The 18,508-nt window shown below is 46.0% G+C and carries 15 protein-coding genes; 14 read left to right on the top strand and 1 reads right to left on the bottom strand.

Going from position 1 to position 18,508, the window contains the following annotated elements; genetic code table 11:
- From BN1938_RS22855 to BN1938_RS22820, 8 genes are all read left to right on the top strand, one after another.
- Positions 1-375, top strand: a 375-nt coding sequence (locus BN1938_RS22855; RefSeq protein ID WP_187376339.1) for an MnhB domain-containing protein, incomplete at its 5' end; no start/stop codon positions are given.
- A 1-nt stretch (position 376) separates the two neighbouring features.
- The gene (locus BN1938_RS22850) at positions 377-751 is read left to right on the top strand and encodes a sodium:proton antiporter (protein ID WP_050642684.1); all 375 of its coding nucleotides are present in this window, start codon (positions 377-379) and stop codon (positions 749-751) included.
- A complete protein-coding gene (locus BN1938_RS22845) occupies positions 748-2,253 on the top strand; it encodes a complex I subunit 5 family protein (RefSeq protein ID WP_050642683.1) in 1,506 nt (501 codons plus the stop codon). Before BN1938_RS22850 ends, BN1938_RS22845 begins: the two co-directional genes overlap by 4 nt.
- Before the next feature lie 127 nt (positions 2,254-2,380).
- The gene (locus BN1938_RS22840) at positions 2,381-3,874 is read left to right on the top strand and encodes a complex I subunit 5 family protein (RefSeq protein WP_050642682.1); all 1,494 of its coding nucleotides are present in this window, start codon (positions 2,381-2,383) and stop codon (positions 3,872-3,874) included.
- 13 nt (positions 3,875-3,887) lie between these two features.
- A complete protein-coding gene (locus BN1938_RS22835) occupies positions 3,888-5,360 on the top strand; it encodes a complex I subunit 5 family protein (RefSeq protein WP_050642681.1) in 1,473 nt (490 codons plus the stop codon).
- Positions 5,361-5,551: 191 nt separating this feature from the next.
- Entirely contained in the window at positions 5,552-7,582 is a 2,031-nt protein-coding gene (locus tag BN1938_RS22830) for a complex I subunit 5 family protein (protein ID WP_050642680.1), read from the top strand.
- An 85-nt stretch (positions 7,583-7,667) separates the two neighbouring features.
- Entirely contained in the window at positions 7,668-8,501 is an 834-nt protein-coding gene (locus BN1938_RS22825; RefSeq protein ID WP_050642679.1) for an arylamine N-acetyltransferase family protein, read from the top strand.
- Positions 8,502-8,838: 337 nt separating this feature from the next.
- Positions 8,839-10,449 carry an MBL fold metallo-hydrolase RNA specificity domain-containing protein gene (locus BN1938_RS22820; protein ID WP_050642816.1) on the top strand — a complete coding sequence of 537 codons (1,611 nt, stop codon included), beginning with the start codon at positions 8,839-8,841 and terminating at the stop codon, positions 10,447-10,449.
- A 118-nt stretch (positions 10,450-10,567) separates the two neighbouring features.
- Here BN1938_RS22820 and BN1938_RS22815 read toward each other — a convergent pair whose 3' ends face one another.
- Positions 10,568-11,560, bottom strand: coding sequence for a uroporphyrinogen decarboxylase family protein (locus BN1938_RS22815; RefSeq protein WP_050642678.1), 993 nt, complete (start codon positions 11,558-11,560; stop codon positions 10,568-10,570).
- A 249-nt stretch (positions 11,561-11,809) separates the two neighbouring features.
- Between BN1938_RS22815 and BN1938_RS22810 the strand changes: the two genes are divergently transcribed.
- The 6 genes from BN1938_RS22810 (at position 11,810) to BN1938_RS22785 (ending at position 18,508) form a co-directional block, all read left to right on the top strand.
- Complete coding sequence (locus BN1938_RS22810; protein WP_050642677.1) at positions 11,810-13,117, top strand: ABC transporter substrate-binding protein; 1,308 nt, start codon at positions 11,810-11,812, stop codon at positions 13,115-13,117.
- Positions 13,118-13,181: 64 nt separating this feature from the next.
- Positions 13,182-14,066 (top strand): carbohydrate ABC transporter permease, encoded by an 885-nt coding sequence (locus BN1938_RS22805; protein WP_050642676.1) that lies wholly within the window; start codon positions 13,182-13,184, stop codon positions 14,064-14,066.
- Positions 14,063-14,884 (top strand): carbohydrate ABC transporter permease, encoded by an 822-nt coding sequence (locus tag BN1938_RS22800; RefSeq protein ID WP_050642675.1) that lies wholly within the window; start codon positions 14,063-14,065, stop codon positions 14,882-14,884. Before BN1938_RS22805 ends, BN1938_RS22800 begins: the two co-directional genes overlap by 4 nt.
- 87 nt (positions 14,885-14,971) lie before the next feature.
- Positions 14,972-15,784: a response regulator transcription factor gene (locus BN1938_RS22795; protein WP_050642674.1), complete on the top strand. Its 813-nt coding sequence runs from the start codon at positions 14,972-14,974 to the stop codon at positions 15,782-15,784.
- Entirely contained in the window at positions 15,781-17,457 is a 1,677-nt protein-coding gene (locus tag BN1938_RS22790; RefSeq protein ID WP_050642673.1) for a sensor histidine kinase, read from the top strand. The genes BN1938_RS22795 and BN1938_RS22790 overlap by 4 nt, the downstream gene beginning before the upstream one ends.
- Before the next feature lie 4 nt (positions 17,458-17,461).
- On the top strand, positions 17,462-18,508 hold the full coding sequence (locus BN1938_RS22785) for a uroporphyrinogen decarboxylase family protein (RefSeq protein WP_050642672.1): 1,047 nt from the start codon (positions 17,462-17,464) through the stop codon (positions 18,506-18,508).

The raw sequence follows: 18,508 nt of genomic DNA, 5'->3' as shown, positions 1-18,508 counted from the left end.
CCGGTGATTTTTTTATTTGGGATCTATATCATCTTAAACGGGCACCTGTCACCGGGGGGCGGGTTCTCAGGGGGCGCGGTGATCGGCGCGGGGATGATCCTTTATGCGGCGTCTTTCGGGTTTCCCAGGACCCAGAGGTTCTTCAATGAAAAGATCTATGTGATCGTGAAGGTGACGGCGCTGCTGCTCTACGGCCTGATCGCCCTGCATTTTTTCTATACGGGGGCAAACGGGCTGGAACACCTCTTCCCGCTGGGAGAGCCCGGTGCTATTTTAAGCGGGGGGATCATCCTGCCCATCAATATCTGCGTGGGGACAGAGGTGGCATGTACAATCTATGCATTTTATGCATTGTTCCGGAGAGGGGGGCTGTAAGATGGGAAGCCATTTAACGGCAAATTTCATAGAGGTGGTGGCGGTCATTTTGTTTGGGATCGGGTTTACGGACCTGTTCCTGCATAAGAACCTGATCAAAAAGATCATCGGCCTGAACATTATGGATACGGCGGTGTACCTTTTCCTCGCGGTAAAGGGGTACATCAAGGGGCTCAAAGCGCCCATCATCGTGGACGGGGTGCAAAGCGTGGACGCCTACATCAACCCGGTGCCCAGCGGGCTTGTGCTGACGGGGATCGTGGTGTCGGTGTCGGTGACGGCGCTGCTGCTGGCGCTGACCATCTGCCTGTATCAGAGATACCACACGTTGGACCTGGATAAGATATCGCTCAAGATAAGGGAGAAGGAAGAATGAGTTTTGTACAGAATGTGCCCTGTTTTTCGATTTTAGCCGCCATGTTTGCGGCAATCATTACGTCCGCGCTGAAAGGGAAAGCGGCCCGGCGGCTCAGCCTGTGCATGACGGGGGCGGTGGGGGTGATGTCCGCCTTCCTGCTGGCGTTTTTGATGGGGACGGGGGAGAGTTATGTGTATGTGATGGGCCACTTCCCGGCGCCCTGGGGAAACGAACTGCGTGCAGGCATGCTGGAGGCGGCCATGGCGCTGTTGTTCTGCGTGATCATGCTGCTGGCATTGTGGGGCGGCATGGAAGAGGCACGCAGGGATCTGGAAGCGGATAAGGCGAATTTTTACTATATCATGGCGGATCTGATGCTGGCGTCCAACCTGGCGCTGGTATACACCAATGACTTCTTTACCGCCTATGTGTTTGTGGAGATCAGTACCATTGCGGCCTGCGGGCTGATCCTGGGGAAATTCAATGACCTGACCATTGCGGCGGGGGTGCGCTATATGATCATGAGCCTCATGGGCTCGGGGCTTTTGCTGCTTGGCATCAGCTTCTTCTACGATATGACCGGGCACCTGCTCCTGAGCAACATTAAGGAGAGCATCCTGCTGCTGTGGCAGACCGGGGAATACCGGGTGCCGCTGATCGTGACCATCGGTCTTGTGAGCGTGGGGCTTGCCATTAAGAGCGCCCTGTGGCCCTTCCATGCGTGGCTGCCCAATGCCTATGGGAATGCCACGGCGTCCTCATCGGCCATGCTTTCCAGTATCGTATCCAAAGGCTATATCTTCCTGCTGGTGAAGGTCATCTATCGGGTGACGGGGGCGGAAGTGTTTGCAGGAAGCGAGATCATCAATGTGCTGTTTGTATTCGGGATCATCGGCATGGTGCTGGGGTCCCTGGATGCGGTGCGGCAGAAGAACCTGCGGAGGATGGTTGCCTATTCCTCCGTGGCACAGATTGGTTATATTTTCATGGGCATCGGCCTGGGGACTGCGGCGGGGACTTCAGCAGGGCTTTATCATATCTTCGCCCATGCGGCGGCAAAATCCCTGGTGTTTGTGGCGGCCTTCGGCCTGATCAAGGTGTCTGCGGGGAACGCGGATATCCAGGGGCTTCGTGGGGCCGGGTTCCGCAATAAGGTGGCGGGGGCGGGCTTCGTGGCCGGCTCGCTGTCCATGGTGGGTATCCCGGGGTTCGGCGGGTTTGTCAGCAAGCTGATGTTTGCGGAGGCGTCCCTGGAACGGCCGGCCTATGCGGCAGCGGTGCTGGCGGCGCTGGCGGTGAGCACGGTGCTCAATGCGATTTATTTTATGAGAGTGGTCCTGATCCTGTATACTCCGCTGACTGCAGAGGAAAAAGCGGCAGGGATGAAGGAGCAGACAACCGGAAATCCCTGGCAGTTTAAGGCGGCCATTGCGGGAGGCGTGGCCCTGACGCTGTTTTTGGGCATCTGTACGGCGCCCGTGATGCAGGTGGTCAGACAGGGGCTGGAGATCTTTGGATAAGGGGGGTACTGCCTTTGGAGTGCAGTGACCGGCGGAAATTTTGAGAAGAGAGCGCTGGCGGAAAACCAGCCGTAAAGCTGGGGACAGGAAAGTTTCCGAAGGTGCTCTGAGGCGGATAGGAGGAAATATGTACACACAGGCGTGGATTCTATGTTCAATCTTTATACCGGCAGCGGCAGGGCTTCTTTTCCTGGTGCTCCCTGCCAAAAAAATGGAGGAGAAAAAGATGTCCCGGGCGGCGGTGGCAGCCCTGGCCCTGACCGTAGTGTCAGTGGCCCTGCTGCTGGTTTCCTACGGCAGTGGGAGCGTGGCAGAGCTGACCTTGCTGACCCTGACCAAGGGCCTGGACATCACTTTCCGGCTGGATCATCTGGGCGCTTTTTTCCTGGGGTTTATTGCCTTGATCTGGCTGCTGGGGGGCATCTTTTCGGTGGAATACCTGCACCATGAACACCATAAGCGGCGGTTCTGGGGCTTTTACCTGCTGACATTATGTGCGCTGCAGGGCTTAAGCCTTGCGGGAAACCTGGTGACCATCTATCTGTTTTTTGAAATGATGACCCTGGTGTCCATGCCCCTGGTTCTGCATACCCAGAGCCACGAGGCGGTCATGGCGGGGCTGAAATATCTTTTTTACTCCATGTGCGGGGCCTATATGGCGCTGTTCGGGGTCTTTGTGTTTTACCACTTTGGAACCAGCATGGATTTCCTGCCCGGGGGCGTGATGGACCCGGCGGTGCTGGCCCAAAACGGGACCATCCTGCACCTGGGGCTGTTCTTCATGATCCTGGGGTTCGGCGTGAAGGCCGGTATGTTCCCTATGCAGGCGTGGCTGCCCACGGCCCATCCGGTGGCGCCGGCCCCGGCTTCGGCCGTGCTCTCGGCCATCATTGTAAAGGGCGGGGTCCTGGCGGTGCTGCGCTCGGTGTATTACATTGCGGGGGCGGAGTTTCTGCGGGGGAGCTGGGTGCAGTATACCTGGCTGGTGCTGGCGCTCATTACCATCTTCCTGGGCTCCATGCTGGCCTTTAAAGAGCCGGTGTTTAAGAAGCGGCTGGCCTACTCGTCCGTGAGCCAGGCTTCTTATATTATGCTGGGCATGGCCATCTTAAATCCCGTGGCCCTGACCGGGTCCCTCCTGCATGTGTTATTCCATGCATTGATTAAGACGGCTCTTTTCTTAAGCGCGGGGGCGGTCATTTACCAGACGGGATATACCAGGGTGGACCAGCTTCGGGGGATCGGGAAAGAGATGCCCGTGACGCTGTGGTGCTATACCTTTGTGTCCCTGGCCTTAATCGGGATCCCTCCGGCCAGCGGATTTATCAGCAAATGGTATCTGGCGGAAGGGCTTTTGGAGAGCGGGGTCAGGACCTTCTCCTGGCTGGGGCCGGTGGTGCTGCTTGTGAGCGCGCTGCTCACGGCGGGGTACCTGCTTCCGGTTACCATCGACGGGTTTCTGCCCGGCAAAGATTACAACTACCAGGCAATGAAGAAACGGGAGCCTTCGCTTAAGATGGTGGTGCCCCTTTTCATCCTGGCCGCAGGGGCGCTGCTCATGGGCGTGTTCCCGGGCAGCCTGATTACATTTCTTGGAAACATAGCGGCAGCGGTCGTATAAGGGGGGTGGGGACATGAACGAAACGTTTTTAATCATAGCCGTGGTTTTTCCGATCGTGACAGCGGTCTTCATTCCGCTCATTCCGTTTCGGAAACGCGCGCACATGGAAGTCTATATCGAAGCCGTGGTCCTGCTGACTTCGGCCCTTGTTCTCCTGCTTTTGTTTAACCGGCCGGGGGAACTGGTGCTGCTGCAGTTTTCAGAGAAGGTGTCCTTTGCTTTGAAAATCGACGGGATGAGCATGGTGTTTGCGGGGCTGATCTCGGTCCTGTGGCCCATTGCCACCTTGTATTCCTTTGAGTATATGTCCACGGAAGAGCGGGAGCAGCCGTTCTTTATGTTTTATACCATGACCTATGGGGTGACCCTGGGCATTGCCTTTTCGGCCAACATCGTGACCATGTATTTCTTTTACGAGATGCTGACCCTGGTGACCATCCCGCTGGTGCTCCATACCTTTACCCGGGAAGCGGTCCTTGCAACCAGGAAATATATTTACTTCTCCATTGGAGGGGCGGCCCTGGGCTTTATGGGGCTGGTCTTTTTGGTCCGCTACGGGGGCCCCGGCGGGTTCACCCTGGGGGGGATCCTTCAGGGGCATACGGCAGGCCTTGGGCTGGACCTGGTGCTGCTGCTCTATGTGGTGGCGTTTTTAGGCTTCAGCATCAAGGCGGCCATGTTCCCTTTCTATTCCTGGCTTCCGGATGCGGGCGTGGCGCCTACGCCGGTGACCGCGCTGCTGCATGCGGTGGCAGTGGTAAAGGCGGGGGCGTTTGCCGTGATCCGGCTGACCTATTACTGCTTTGGCACGGAGCTTCTGCGGGGGACCTGGGCGCAGAACGTGGTGATGGCCCTGGCCATGTTCACGGTGGTGTTCGGCTGCAGCATGGGCGTGAAGGAGACGCACATGAAACGGCGGCTGGCCTTCTCCACGGTGAGCAACCTGTCCTACATCATCTTTGGGGCCACGATCATGACGCCGGCGGGCCTGTTAGGCGCGCTATGTCATATGGTGTTCCATGCGGTCATGAAGATCAGCGCCTTTTTCTGCGCCGGGTCTATCATGCACCAGACCCACAAGCACTATATCTATGAGATGGACGGCTTCGGGCGGAAAATGCCCTGGGTGTACGGGGCCTTTACGGTGTCGGCTATCGGGATGATGGGGGTGCCCGGGGGCTGCGGGTTCATCAGTAAATGGTACCTGGCAAAGGGGGCCTTGGAAAGCGGGAACCACCTGGCCTGGATCGGAGTGGGGTGCCTGCTGGTGTCGGCGCTTTTGACGGCCATCTATATGATGACCATTGTGGTACGGGGCTTCTTCCCGGAGAAAGGGTTTGACGAGAAGGCCCTGGCGGGGGTGAAGGATCCCAGCTGGCAGATGGTGCTGCCCCTGATGCTGTTCTCCCTGGCGATCATCGGGTTCGGGCTGTACAGCACGCCGCTTACGGAGTTCCTGACGAAGGTTGTGACGGGGGTGTATTAGAGGGGATAACCGGAGGGCTTTTGTGAAAAGCCGCCGGTTTCCTATGGAAGTAATCTGCTTTTCTTCCTGTCAGAGGCTGTAAAGCAGGCATAGTTGTTTGGTTTAGAAAGACGGTAACCGGTGAATTTGAGGAAGCAGTAACCGGTGGATTACAGGAGGTTGAGAATGAGGTATTTTAGGAGGTGGCACGCATGAATGGAATCCAACTGGCAGTCCCGGTGTTTTATCCCATGGCCGGGGCGCTGCTGACCTATCTGATCGGGAGGAAATCCAGGGAGGGGCGGAATTACTTTGCGGATTTCATCGTCATTACGGAATTCCTGCTGCTGCTCTATGGGGCACTGCGCCTGCAGGGGAGCGAGGGCATCCTGGAGGGGATCTGCGGGATGGGCCTGCATTTCAGTATGGACGGTTTCCGGGGGATCTACGCGGTGGTGGCCGGGTTCATGTGGATGATGACCATTGTGTTTTCGCGGGAGTACTTCCGGCATTACCGGAACCGGAACCGGTATTACCTGTTCCAGCTGGTGACCCTGGGGGCCACCGTGGGGGTCTTCCTGTCCGCGGATTTATATACCACGTTTCTGTTTTTTGAGGTGATGTCCTTTACGTCCTACGTGTGGGTTGCACAGGATGAGAGGAAGGAATCCTTAAGGGCCGCCCAGACCTACCTGGCAGTGGCGGTGATCGGGGGCATGGTGCTGCTGATGGGGCTGTTTCTGCTCTACACGTCCGTGGGGACGCTGGAGATCGGGGCGCTCTATGAGGCCTGCCAAAGTTACCCGGATAAAAGGCTGCTTTATATAGCCGGGGGCTGCATGCTGTTCGGGTTCGGGGCAAAGGCGGGCGCCTTCCCGCTCCATATCTGGCTGCCCAAGGCCCACCCGGTAGCGCCTGCGCCGGCTTCCGCTCTGCTGTCCGGTATCCTGACCAAGGCGGGGGTATACGGGATCCTGGTGATCAGCTGCTACATGTTCTACGGGGACGAAAAATGGGGCAGCCTGATCCTGGCCCTGGGCGTGGTGACCATGTTTGGGGGCGCGGTGCTGGCGGTCTTTTCCGTGGATTTAAAACGCACCCTGGCGTGCTCGTCCATGTCCCAGATCGGGTTTATCCTGGTGGGGACGGGGATGCAGTGCCTGCTGGGGGAGGAAAACGGGCTGGCGGTGCACGGGACCTTCCTGCACATGATGAACCACTCCCTGATCAAGCTGGTGTTATTCATGGCGGCGGGCGTAGTGTTTATGAACACGCACCAGCTGAACCTGAATGAGATCCGTGGATTCGGGCGTAAGAAACCGTTCTTAAACCTGGCCTTTCTGATGGGGGCCTTAGGGATCGGGGGCATCCCGTTCTGGAACGGGTATATCAGCAAGACCCTGCTCCATGAGAGCATCATCGAGTATTCCAAGGCCCCGGTGTTCGTGTTTGTGGAATGGATGTTCCTGATCAGCGGGGGGCTGACGGTGGCGTATATGCTGAAGCTGTATGTGTCGGTGTTCTGGGAGAAGAATGCAGACCCGGCAAGGCAGGCGGAATTTGACGGCATGGGGAAACATTATATCAATAAGCAGAGCATGTTTGCGATTGGCGTAAGCGCGGTGGTCTTGCCGATCCTGGGGATGACGCCGGTGAAAACGATGGAAGCGCTGGCAGGTGCGGCCCAGGGCTTTATGCGGATGGAAGGGGAGGCGCATATCCCCCATTTCTTCAGCATGGAGTGCTTAAAAGGGGGCCTAGTCTCGATCGCCATCGGGGCCCTGGTGTACCTGCTGGTGATCCGGACGGTGTTTCTGCGCAAGCGGGAGGGAAACACCAGCACCTATGTGGACGCCTGGCCGAAATGGCTGGATCTGGAGAACCTGGTGTACCGTCCGCTGATCCAGCGGGTGCTGCCGTTTATCGGGATCTTTGTGTGCCGGATCGGGGATTCGCTGGTAGACGGGCTGGTGGTGCTGCTTAGGAAGACGCTGTTTAAGGACCGGAAGATCCCCTACCGTACGGGGTCGCTGCCGAAAGTGGACACAGCCATCGGGAAGCTGCTGGATCAAGGTGCGATGTACTTAAAGAGGCAGGAGGAGAATGTGTCATACCGGAGGAAGCTGGGAATCCGGGCGCTGGAGAGGAAGGAAAGCCGGGATATGATCCGCTACAGCCTTTCTTATGGGCTGCAGCTGGCGGGGATCGGGATGATCCTGATCCTGATGTATCTGCTGCTGTAGGGCTGGATAGCTGAGGAAGAAAATAAATGGGGAACGACCATTTATAATAAAAGAGAAATAGAAGAGAAAGGATTGGTATCAGAATATGGAAGAAGTAAGAGATATAATCAAAAAATTTTCTCCCGAACAAATCAATCAATATCTGGACCGTATAGGAATGCCTCCGGTGAAGGAACCTACCAGAGAAGTATTAGACGAGCTGATCTATCGCCATCAGTGCACGATCGCATTTGAAAATCTAGACAGCTACGACTTTCATAAGGAAGTATGCCTGGATGGCGACTATTTGTTCCAGAAAATTATCCAGGGAACAAGAGGCGGTTACTGCCTGGAGTTAAACGGCTTATTTTACCGTCTGGTGGTCAGCCTTGGATATGATGCAAGGCCATGTTTTACAAGGGTTTTACTGGGGAAAAATGACCTGAGATGGCCGGTTGACCACAGGGGAACCCTGGTAAAGCTGGACGGTATAGAATACTTTTGTGACGTCGGTCTTGGCGGGCCAATGCCGTCAGGCGCGCTAAACATCGAAACCGAAGAATGGCAGACCTTTGGAGATGAGTCATTCCGTGTCGTTCCCTGCATGAGAGGCTGGTTAGCAATCCATCGCAAAACCCGCATCAAACAAGAAGTCGAACCGGGGAAAGCACCTCAGACCGAAAGAATTGAAGTGGTCATATCCGACATCGCATGCTTTGACACAGACTTCAACTTCTTAAACTACTATAAATCGACTAAAGAAGAGTCTTTATTCTGTGCCCACAGAGTCTTTAACCTAAGAATCGACGGTGGGTATCGGTCGATAAGAGACGATATGTATAAAGAGGTAACAACAAAAGGCGTTGTTATAGAAAAAATCAGTGAGCAATTGGAAGAAATAGAACCATTGATAAAGGAAAAGTTTAATATAGAAATATAACTGACAACGAAACCAGCTCCAAAAGGTGTACCGCTGTAACAGTTCAGGCTTGCCTGAACTGTTAAGTACCGCTTTCTACCCCATCCACTTTCCATAAGTACGGACTACTAGTACATCATAAAATATGTAACTGCAACTTAAGCTGAGATAAATTTTCGAGAGTGCTGCTCCACAAACGCAGGCAAAGCGGACTACGCGAGGCTTGAGGAGCAGTGCTATCAGCAGTGCTATCGGAAATTTAGGTCGGCTTAAGTGGCAGTTAATTATTATTTATTATATGAGGTACTAGTTTTGAGCAAAAGATGATACAATGAAAAGAAAAGGGTTGGTGAAGCTTATGAAACTGACATTTATTGGAGCAGCCCATGAAGTGACGGGAAGCTGTCATCTGCTGCAGGCGGCAGGTAAGAACATTCTGATTGACTGTGGCATGGAACAGGGCCCGGATCTGTATGAGAATCCGGGGCTTCCGATTCCGGAGACGGATATCGACTATGTGTTTTTAACCCATGCGCATATTGATCATTCGGGAATGCTGCCTTTACTTACGAAAAATGGGTTTAAAGGCCAGATTATCACAACTTATGCAACGGCCGATCTGTGTAACATTATGCTTCGTGACAGTGCGCATATTCAGGAATTTGAGGCGGAATGGCGCAACAGAAAGGGCAGGCGTGCAGGGCAGCCGGTGTATGAACCCATCTATATGCTTCAGGATGCGCTGGATGCGATAGAACTGATTGTACCCTGCCAATATCAGGAACGTATCCGGATCTGTGATGGCATTGAAGTACGTTTTACAGACGTGGGGCATCTGCTGGGATCTGCGAGCATCGAAGTATGGGTTGCGGAAGACGGTACTACAAAGAAGATTGTATTTTCCGGAGATGTGGGCAATACAAATCAGCCGATTATTAAAGACCCAAGTTATACCGAGTCAGCCGACTATGTGGTGATTGAGTCCACCTATGGGAACCGCGTCCATTCTGCAGAAAAGATCGATTATCTGAAGGACTTTACAAAGGTGCTGCGGGAGACTTTTGAGCGCGGCGGCAATGTGGTCATTCCCTCCTTTGCAGTCGGCAGAACACAGGAGATGTTGTATTTTATCCGTGAGATTAAAGAACAGAATCTGCTGAAAGAATACCCGGATTTTGAGGTTTATTTGGACAGTCCGCTGGCCATTGAGGCGACAAAAGTATTTACAAAAAACATGCGGGAATGCTTTGATGAGGATGCAATCAAGCTGGTAAATGAAGGAATCAATCCTTTGGTATTCCCTGGGCTGAAGACCTCGACCACCAGCGAAGATTCAAAAATGATCAATTTTATCGAAAAGCCAAAAGTGATCATATCTGCTTCCGGCATGTGCGATGCCGGCCGCATCAGACATCATCTTAAGCACAATCTGTGGAGGCCGGAGTGCACGATTTTATTTGTAGGATATCAGGCAAATGGCACGCTGGGAAGAAGGCTGCTGGATGGAGACAAGAATGTCAAGATATTTGGTGAGCCTATCGAAGTACGTGCCCGGATAGAAAGTCTTCACGGGGTCAGCGGCCATGCTGATATGAATGGCCTTCTGGACTGGCTGGGAGGATTCAAAACACCTCTGGAGAGAGTTTTTGTCGTACATGGTTCAGACAAAGTAACAGAAGAATTTGCAGAAACGATACAGGAGAAGCTGGGGCATCCAACCTGGGCGCCATTCCCGAGCTGTGCAGTCGACCTGTTAACCAACGAAATTCTGGACGAGGGCGTCAAAATCCCAGTCAAGGCGAAGAAACCAACCCAGAAGAAGGCGGACGCAGCATTCGAAAGACTGCTTGCGGCAGCCAAGAGGCTTCTGGATGTTATTTACAGAAATCAAGGCATCGCAAACAAAGACAAGGCCAAATTCGAAAACCAAATCAACAACCTCGCAGACAAGTGGGATAGCTGGGAGTAGGAGGGGAAAACTGAACTGTTACTCTGCCACATCTGAAACAAGATAAGAAAGAAAGATAGGGCTTGCCTTTACGTAGCAGCCCTTATCTTTCTATGTGATAAATAGCAGCATGAGATATTTACAGGACATTTTTCATCAGTGATATTTCATATTGCAATTGCTTGGGGGATATATGTATAGCGGCTGGCTGTGAATAAATTTTGTACATAAATCCACCTTTTTTTGAACTGAGCGCTTGTATCATCTTAGCAGTATATTCTTTCATTTGTTCAGGGGTCATGGCAGGACTGGATTGAATATCTATTGGACACCAGAAACAGATTTTATTTTTCCACTGGCTAAGGATATCAAGCCCCATATTCATTTGCTGATCCAATTGAATAACATCAATTCCCATTTCTATAAATGTATCTAGAAGATAAATAATATGCCCGCAAGAATGTAATATGTATTTCATGTTTTTACCGTGTACATAGTTTACAAAATCTTTCATACGCTCATAATAAAAATCCTTCCATAAATCGTACGATATCATAGGGCCATTTTGAAGTCCCCAATCTTCCCATGCGATCACCGCATCAAGTCCGGCATTGGCATATCCGTCAACCATTTTTTTGCCTGCATCATAGATACAGTCAATTAATTGGTTCAAATTGGCTTCCTCATCATAATAATCCATCATACAATTCGCATAACCGCGCAGATTGATGATCTCCATCATCATCATACTTAAACCGCCAATCAAAAATTTATCCGGGTATTTTTTTCTCATTATATGAGATTCACGATATCGGCTATTTGATGTGAAATCTGGTAAATTTGCTTTCCAATGTTCAAAATTATCCCAACGTCCAAGTGGGGGATTGCGAACTTCTCCCATCGTTTCTCCGAATGATTCTAATTTATATCCCCATTGGGAATACCCATGCTTTAGCGGTTTGAAATCAGGATCATCCCCATAAATAGAAATGATATCACCTTCTTCTTCTGGCGGAAGTTCCTGTGCTATTTTTTGGTTATAGGGGGCAGAATCAATTGATAAGCAAATAGGGATTCTGTCCGGACATTTTTGCTCAATTGCGCGAAGAACACATTCTTTAGAGGTCTGCATAAGTAAATTCCTTTCTGCTGTTCATTTTATGTTTTTGGGCATTCATGGGCCCCACAACATCTATTTAACATTATAGATAAAATAGAGGTGAAACATAATGCTTATTTTTGACATAAATGTGCAAAATATTTAACAGATGATACGGAAAGTAAAAAAAATACACATTTTTGTCATGAAAGGTAGTAGAAAGAGTTGGAGATTTTTAATAATATCTAAGTATAGAAATTATAGAAAAGGAGAGAGGATCATATGAAAAAGAGATGGGTATCTGTTGTTTTGGTGATTTCAATGTTAGCGGCAGGTGTTATGACAGGATGTGGAGGAGAAAAAAAAACAGAAGAAAACAAAACTGAGGGCGGCAGTGAAGAAAAACAAGTGCTGACGTTGATGGGTGTTGGGACCTCCAGTGAGCAGGCATATGTCGATTTAATGGAAGATCTGGCAGAGGAGTTTAATAACACAAATGAGTATAATGCGGAAATCCAAATTGAATGGTATGAAAATGAACAGTATAAGACTAAATTACCAACATTAATGACCCAAAATGAGGCTGGAGACATTTTCTTTTCATGGACATCAGGATGGCTTCAACCATATGTTGAAAATGGAAAAGTGTATTCAATAAGTGAAGCAATGGAAAAAGACCCTGAATGGAAGGACCGCTTTTATGCAGGAATGTTAGATGGCACAACATTTGATGATCAGATATATGCGCTTCCATCCACACAATCACTATATGTAGTGTACTATAATAAAGGGATTTTTTCTGACTTGGGACTTTCAGAGCCTGAAACATGGGATGAATTTATTGAGATAACTAAGACTTTAGAACAGAATGATATAGTTCCGGTTGCAATTGGCGGTCAGGAGGGCTGGATAGCGGGATTCCATATGAATCTATTGGCCAATGGGCTTTACGGCAAAGCGCTGACAGATGATATGGTTGATGGAAAAATAAATTGGGAAGATGAAAGATTTGCAGAGGCAGGGGAATTGTTTCAGGATATAGGAAATTCCGGTATTTATAACGATGGATTTTTAGGATTAGATTATAATGGCAGCCGCGAATTATTTTTAAGTGGAAAAGCCGCCATGTATCCGATGGGAACATGGGATACATCAGCAATTATGGATAGTTTTGGCGGAGATATTTCAAAAGTCGGAGCATTTATTTTGCCGGCTGTAAATGCCGAAAATCAGAATGTTACATTGTCTCAGACAGATAAAATTTACGCGATTAGTGAAACATGCAAAAATAAAGAAGCCGCATGTGCATTTTTAAAGAGATTAACAGATCCGGATGTGCAGGGAAGACTGGTGGCAGAAATTGGTGCGATACCTGTATCAGAAGCAAAATATGACGAAGCGGCAGTAGACGATCTTACAAAGAAAATTTTAGAAAAGCTTCCGGATTTAACAACAACACTTCCGTTGAGTTTGATTTTTGGTGCTACGGGAGAAGAATATAACAATATTGCAGTATCAATTGCAGGCGGAAATGATGTTAAAGAACAATTAAAAGCATTGCAGGAATATGCAGCAAATGCTGTCGAATAGTTAAAGAAAGTAATTACAATGTGGCTGTCTGTGAGACAGCCACATTGTAGGAAGAGGAGAGTATATGGATAAAATATTAAGAAAAAAGAGATATATTATTTTATTTGTTGCTCCGGCATTGATTTTATATATTATATTTGGTCTAATACCAATATTTTATAATCTTTATCTTAGTCTTTTTCAGACTAATTTGATGGAAGTAAAGAATTTTGTCGGCTTAAATAATTATAAACAACTGTTTCAAGATCATTTTTTTATAAAAGCATTGGGGAATAACTTGAAATTTGTCTATGGCTGTTATGTAGCGCATATGGGATTTGCGTTGGTTTTAGCACAGATTTTGACGCAAAATATAGTGAAGAGCCGCCTATTTCAATGTGTTTATTTCATGCCAAGTGTTATTTGTGGAACTGCAATTGGCCTTCTCTGGAAATTTATTTATAATCCGGAATTTGGTTTACTCAATTCATTATTAGAATTTCTGGGGTTAGAACATTGGATACATAATTGGTTAGCAGATGAAAAAACCGTAATTCCAGCTTTAATAGTTGTTACAATGTGGCAATTTGTGGGTTACCATATGTTAATCCAAATTGCAGCCATGCGGGAAGTGGACGGTAATTTGTATGAAGCTGCAAAGATAGACGGGGTCACGGAGTGGCAGAAATTCCGTTGTATTACGTTTCCATTGATAAAGCCTGTATTGGCAATCGATTCTATATTAATTATTTCTGGTTCATTGAAGTTATATGATTTAATAGCTGTAACAACCATGGGCGGTCCAAATCATGCAAGTGAAGTATTAACGACTTATATGTATTATACAGGGTTTAAAACACTGAAATTTGGATATTCCAGTACAATTTCTGTGGTATTACTCGTTCTTTGCCTGATAGCAGCAGCATTGGTAAAGATGGTATTTCGTACGAAAAGAGGTGTGGATGAGTGAGGAAAATAGGGAGAATCTTAATTTATTTGATTTTGATCATATTTTTATTGACATGTTTATATCCCCTTATATGGATGATTTTAAGCTCACTAAAGACTCAGCAGGAATTATATGCTAATCCATGGGGAGTATCCACGGCGCTTACATTAGATAATTATATGAAGGCATTAACGGAAGGAGCTATTGGCCGTTACTTCCTGAATTCAGTTATTATTACTGGTGCATCTGTGCTTATTACTGTTGCTTTGTCAGTATCAGCGGCATATGGAATCGTTAGACTAAAATGGAAAATGTCAAAAGTTGTATTGAGCTTGTTTATGCTTGGGATGATGCTGCCGGCTTATAGTGCGATTATTCCATTATATTCAATATTTATAAAAATGGGAATTTTAAATACCTATCTTGCGGTAATTATCCCTAATGTAGTTTTTGGCCTTGCAATGGGAGTATTTATAATGAGCGGTTTCTTTTCCGGTGTCCCAAGGGAATTAGAGGAATCGGCCATCATAGATGGATGTTCCTTGCCAAAAGCATTTTTAAGCATTATTTTTCCATTAGTGCGTTCCGGTACAGTTACGGTTACAGTTATTACTTTTGTAAATGTGTGGAATGAATTGCTTTTTGCACAAATTTTCCTGAATGATAAAAACCTGATGCCTTTAACGGTTGGATTAACAGAATTTAAAGGACAGTATGGCACGGATCATGTTGGTATGATGGCTGCAATTATTATAACAGTTATTCCGGCAATATTGTTGTACACGGTCTTTCATGATAAAATAGTTGACAGTATGGTGGCCGGAGCTGTAAAAGGGTGAGTGCGCCCAGAAAATCATAAAGAAGAAGCCACGATTGCAGGCAGATGTCCGAGTATATAATTGTGAAGAAAGATCAGGTGGCGGGGGATGAAACTTTTAATTGCAGATGATGAAAAAATAATCAGACAAGGCCTAATGGAAGTTGACTGGAAATCCATTGGGATTGAGAAGGTGAAATGTGTGTCAAGTGGTACAGTGGCCTTGCAAATTATTGCAGAAGACTGTCCGGATGTAATACTGGCTGACATTTGCATGCCTGGATTTTCAGGGCTGGAACTGGCCAAATTTATAGATGAAAAGAAGTATAAATGTAAAGTTATATTGCTAACAGGCTATGAAAAATTCTCATATGCAAAAGAAGCCATTCGTTATCACGCTTTTGAATATCTTATGAAGCCTGCCAATGTGAATGAAATCTTACATACAGTACAACGTGCAATTATTCAGCTGCAGTCTGAATCAGGATATCAACTTTATGAGCAGTCCCAAAATGAATATAAAACCGTATCAGAACAACAGGGGAATAAAATCATACAGTCAATTATACTGTTTTTAGAACAAAATTACATGAATGATATTACACTGCAGCAATGTGCAGAATATGCACATATTTCTGCGGCATATTGCAGTCGGTTAATAAAAAAGGAAACATCATACAATTTTACTTTTTTACTAAATATGATGCGGATGATAAAAGCTGCTGAACTAATTTCACAGACAGAATACAGGATTTTTGAAATTTGTGACAAAGTGGGAATATCTGATCAACGATATTTTAGTAAACAATTTAAAAAAATGTTTGGGAAAACTCCTTTGGAATATAGAAGAACTATGGCGGATACTAAAAAAATAAGCATATTAGACTTTGTATATTCCGGAAATGATGATGTGAGATTATGAGTAGTAAACAAAAGATAAAAAATTGGTTTGGTAATATGCCGATACAAAAAAAGTTAATAGCTGTTTTGATTGGTTTCGTATTGATTCCAACCACTATTATAACTTTATCATTTTATATTACTGCGGAAAATATTATAAAAAAAGATGAGCGGGTGTCTACAGAAAATACATTAAAGCAAGTGACCAATAACCTGGATGCTAAAATAGAGCGTTTGACAAATGTCATATATCAAATATCGGTTGATGAAGAAATACAAAAAAATATAGAAAAGTTAAATAATAATAATCTTCGTGGTATGGAAAAAATAAAAACAGAGCAGGGCGTTAAGGATAGGGTTATAAAGTTAGGTGTTCAAATAAATGAATTCCGTGAGGTTAAAATTGAGACATTAAGGCAAGACCGCGTGATTGTGAAGAGTGCTTTACAAGAATACACAGATGTTTTCCCATATGGGCGAATTGAAGAAAAAAAGGGAGCCAATGTATGGGACGAAGTGTTAGAAGGTGAAGTTATCCCTATTTATAAAGAACTCAATAACTTAGAGTATCAAAACCCAATAGGAGTAATGGCTGTATATGTAGATAAAGCGTATTTTTATGATATTTTGGATGATTTTGAAATGCAGGGTGTTGGAATGTGCTATTTATTGAATGAGGATGGAAATGAAATAAACGGCATACAAATTCCGATAGAGAATAATAAAAGATATATTTATCCATTAACGAACAATGATTGGTCACTTTTATGTATACAAAATATAGATAAAATTAATTTGGATCTTGTTTTGATTCGATGGCTTGCAATAGGCCTATTCCTGGTATTGGTTGTTTTAATGGTGATTATAAGCATTGCCATGTCCCGTACTATATCAAAACCTATTATTGATTTGGAATATTCAATGAAAGAATTTTCCAGGGGGAATTTTGATATGACCATCTCTGCTAAATATAATGATGAGATTGGTAATTTACGCAGATGCTATAATCAGATGATTTTAGATATGGGCCGATTAGTAGAAAGAAACTTACAGGAAGAAAAATTAAAGCAGGAGGCTCAAATAAAAATGCTGCAAATGCAGATTAACCCTCATTTTTTTTATAATACATTAGATACCATCCACTGGTTAGCACAGATGCATGGAGAGAATGAAATTGATGAGGTTTCACAGGCATTTGGAAAATTGATGAGGTTTTCTTTGGAAAAAAATGAAATAATACCGTTCGAAAAGGAATTAGATGCTATCGATAACTATATGAAGATACAGTTTTATAGATTTGGAAATCAGTTATCTTTAGACGAAAAGGTTGAAGAAGACTTGTATTATGAGTACATACCAAAACATATTATACTTCCAATAGTAGAAAATGCTATAGAACACGGTTTCTCTGGAATGGAAGATGAAAAAAAACTTATAATCAGAGGCAAAATTAATTATGGCCAGATTATAGTAGATGTATTTGATAACGGATGTGGGATGAATAAGGAACAAATAGAAGATATATTGTACCGTAAGAACATGTCGAAAGAAAAACATATGTCAATTGGCCTTGCAAATGTGCAGCAAAGATTGGCGTTATTATATGGGGAAAAGGCGGGTGTCAAAATAAATAGTAAAAAAGATATGGGGACTGTTGTGTCTGTATTTTTACCGCTGAATAGAAGAGGTGAGTAGCTATATGAAAGGAAAAGACTTTTTAAAAGACATTTGGAATATGGTGGAGGTAAATAGACCGGGATTTGTTTTGGAAGAGCCGGCATTTCGTTATCAGAGCCTGAGCGTGAATAAAAGTATTGAGCAAATATATCAAAACCGTTATCAGAAATACGAAGCTTTAAATGCCGGAAGAACAGATAATGTGGGAGTAATGGACTGCATGTTTGGCACACATATATTGCCGTGTCTTTTTGGCGGAGAAGAACGGGTTTTTGCTGATGGACATACTTATTTGGAAGGCCCGATTATTTTTTCGCCGGAGGATGTGTACAAATTAAAAGTGAATGATATTAAGACGGGGGTAATTGGCCGGCAAATTGAGATATTGAAATATATGGCCGATAAAACCCGGGGAGAGATTCCAATTCGGGTGGGTGATATTCAGAATCCATTGGGCGTTTTGGATATGATGTGGGAGACAGAAGATTTTTATTGTTCGTTGCTGGAAGAATCGGATGCTGTTCATAAAGCATTGGAAATTATAACCGAAGTAGAAATTGAGTATATCCATGAAATGTATAAGATTAGTGAAAATATTGTGCCTCTTTCCTGGCCGTTTATTTGGGCACCGAAAGAAAAGGGCATATATCTTGCTGATGATACAATGGGTATGATTTCTCCGGATATATATGAGGAATTCGGTGTTACTTATAATAATAAAATATCAGAAGAATTTGGTGGTATTATGCTGCATAGTTGTACTACAAAAGAAGAATATTTTGACAAGATTATGAAAAATAAAAATATTCGCTCTATAAATTTCGCCTCACAATATTCATCGGATATGAATAAAATCTATGAATTTTTTGGAGGGAAGGTTGTAATAATTCCTCATTATTGCCATACTGACAATCCCCAAATTGGTACAGCGACAGAATTTTTAGAAAAAGTTATTTCTTGTTGGAAGCCCGAGTATCCGTCAATAATTTACATTATGGAGAATCCGGAACAACTGATACAACAGGATGTATATGAAGTTTATTGTAAGTATTTCAATTTAGGAGATTAG

Origin of the sequence: Eubacterium sp. SB2, from assembly GCF_001244405.1 — a bacterium.
In the GTDB taxonomy this organism is placed as follows: domain Bacteria; phylum Bacillota; class Clostridia; order Lachnospirales; family Lachnospiraceae; genus Faecalicatena; species Faecalicatena contortus_B.
This window is presented reverse-complemented; position numbering and strand designations above follow the sequence as displayed.

Excerpts from the sequence above, each read along its gene's own strand:
- BN1938_RS22850 (WP_050642684.1), top strand. The coding sequence starts at position 377 with ATGGGAAGCCATTTAACGGCAAATTTCATAGAGGTGGTGGCGGTCATT.
- BN1938_RS22845 (WP_050642683.1), top strand. The coding sequence starts at position 748 with ATGAGTTTTGTACAGAATGTGCCCTGTTTTTCGATTTTAGCCGCCATG.
- BN1938_RS22840 (WP_050642682.1), top strand. The coding sequence starts at position 2,381 with ATGTACACACAGGCGTGGATTCTATGTTCAATCTTTATACCGGCAGCG.
- BN1938_RS22835 (WP_050642681.1), top strand. The coding sequence starts at position 3,888 with ATGAACGAAACGTTTTTAATCATAGCCGTGGTTTTTCCGATCGTGACA.
- BN1938_RS22830 (WP_050642680.1), top strand. The coding sequence starts at position 5,552 with ATGAATGGAATCCAACTGGCAGTCCCGGTGTTTTATCCCATGGCCGGG.
- BN1938_RS22825 (WP_050642679.1), top strand. The coding sequence starts at position 7,668 with ATGGAAGAAGTAAGAGATATAATCAAAAAATTTTCTCCCGAACAAATC.
- BN1938_RS22820 (WP_050642816.1), top strand. The coding sequence starts at position 8,839 with ATGAAACTGACATTTATTGGAGCAGCCCATGAAGTGACGGGAAGCTGT.
- BN1938_RS22815 (WP_050642678.1), bottom strand. The coding sequence starts at position 11,560 with ATGCAGACCTCTAAAGAATGTGTTCTTCGCGCAATTGAGCAAAAATGT.
- BN1938_RS22810 (WP_050642677.1), top strand. The coding sequence starts at position 11,810 with ATGAAAAAGAGATGGGTATCTGTTGTTTTGGTGATTTCAATGTTAGCG.
- BN1938_RS22805 (WP_050642676.1), top strand. The coding sequence starts at position 13,182 with ATGGATAAAATATTAAGAAAAAAGAGATATATTATTTTATTTGTTGCT.
- BN1938_RS22795 (WP_050642674.1), top strand. The coding sequence starts at position 14,972 with ATGAAACTTTTAATTGCAGATGATGAAAAAATAATCAGACAAGGCCTA.
- BN1938_RS22790 (WP_050642673.1), top strand. The coding sequence starts at position 15,781 with ATGAGTAGTAAACAAAAGATAAAAAATTGGTTTGGTAATATGCCGATA.
- BN1938_RS22785 (WP_050642672.1), top strand. The coding sequence starts at position 17,462 with ATGAAAGGAAAAGACTTTTTAAAAGACATTTGGAATATGGTGGAGGTA.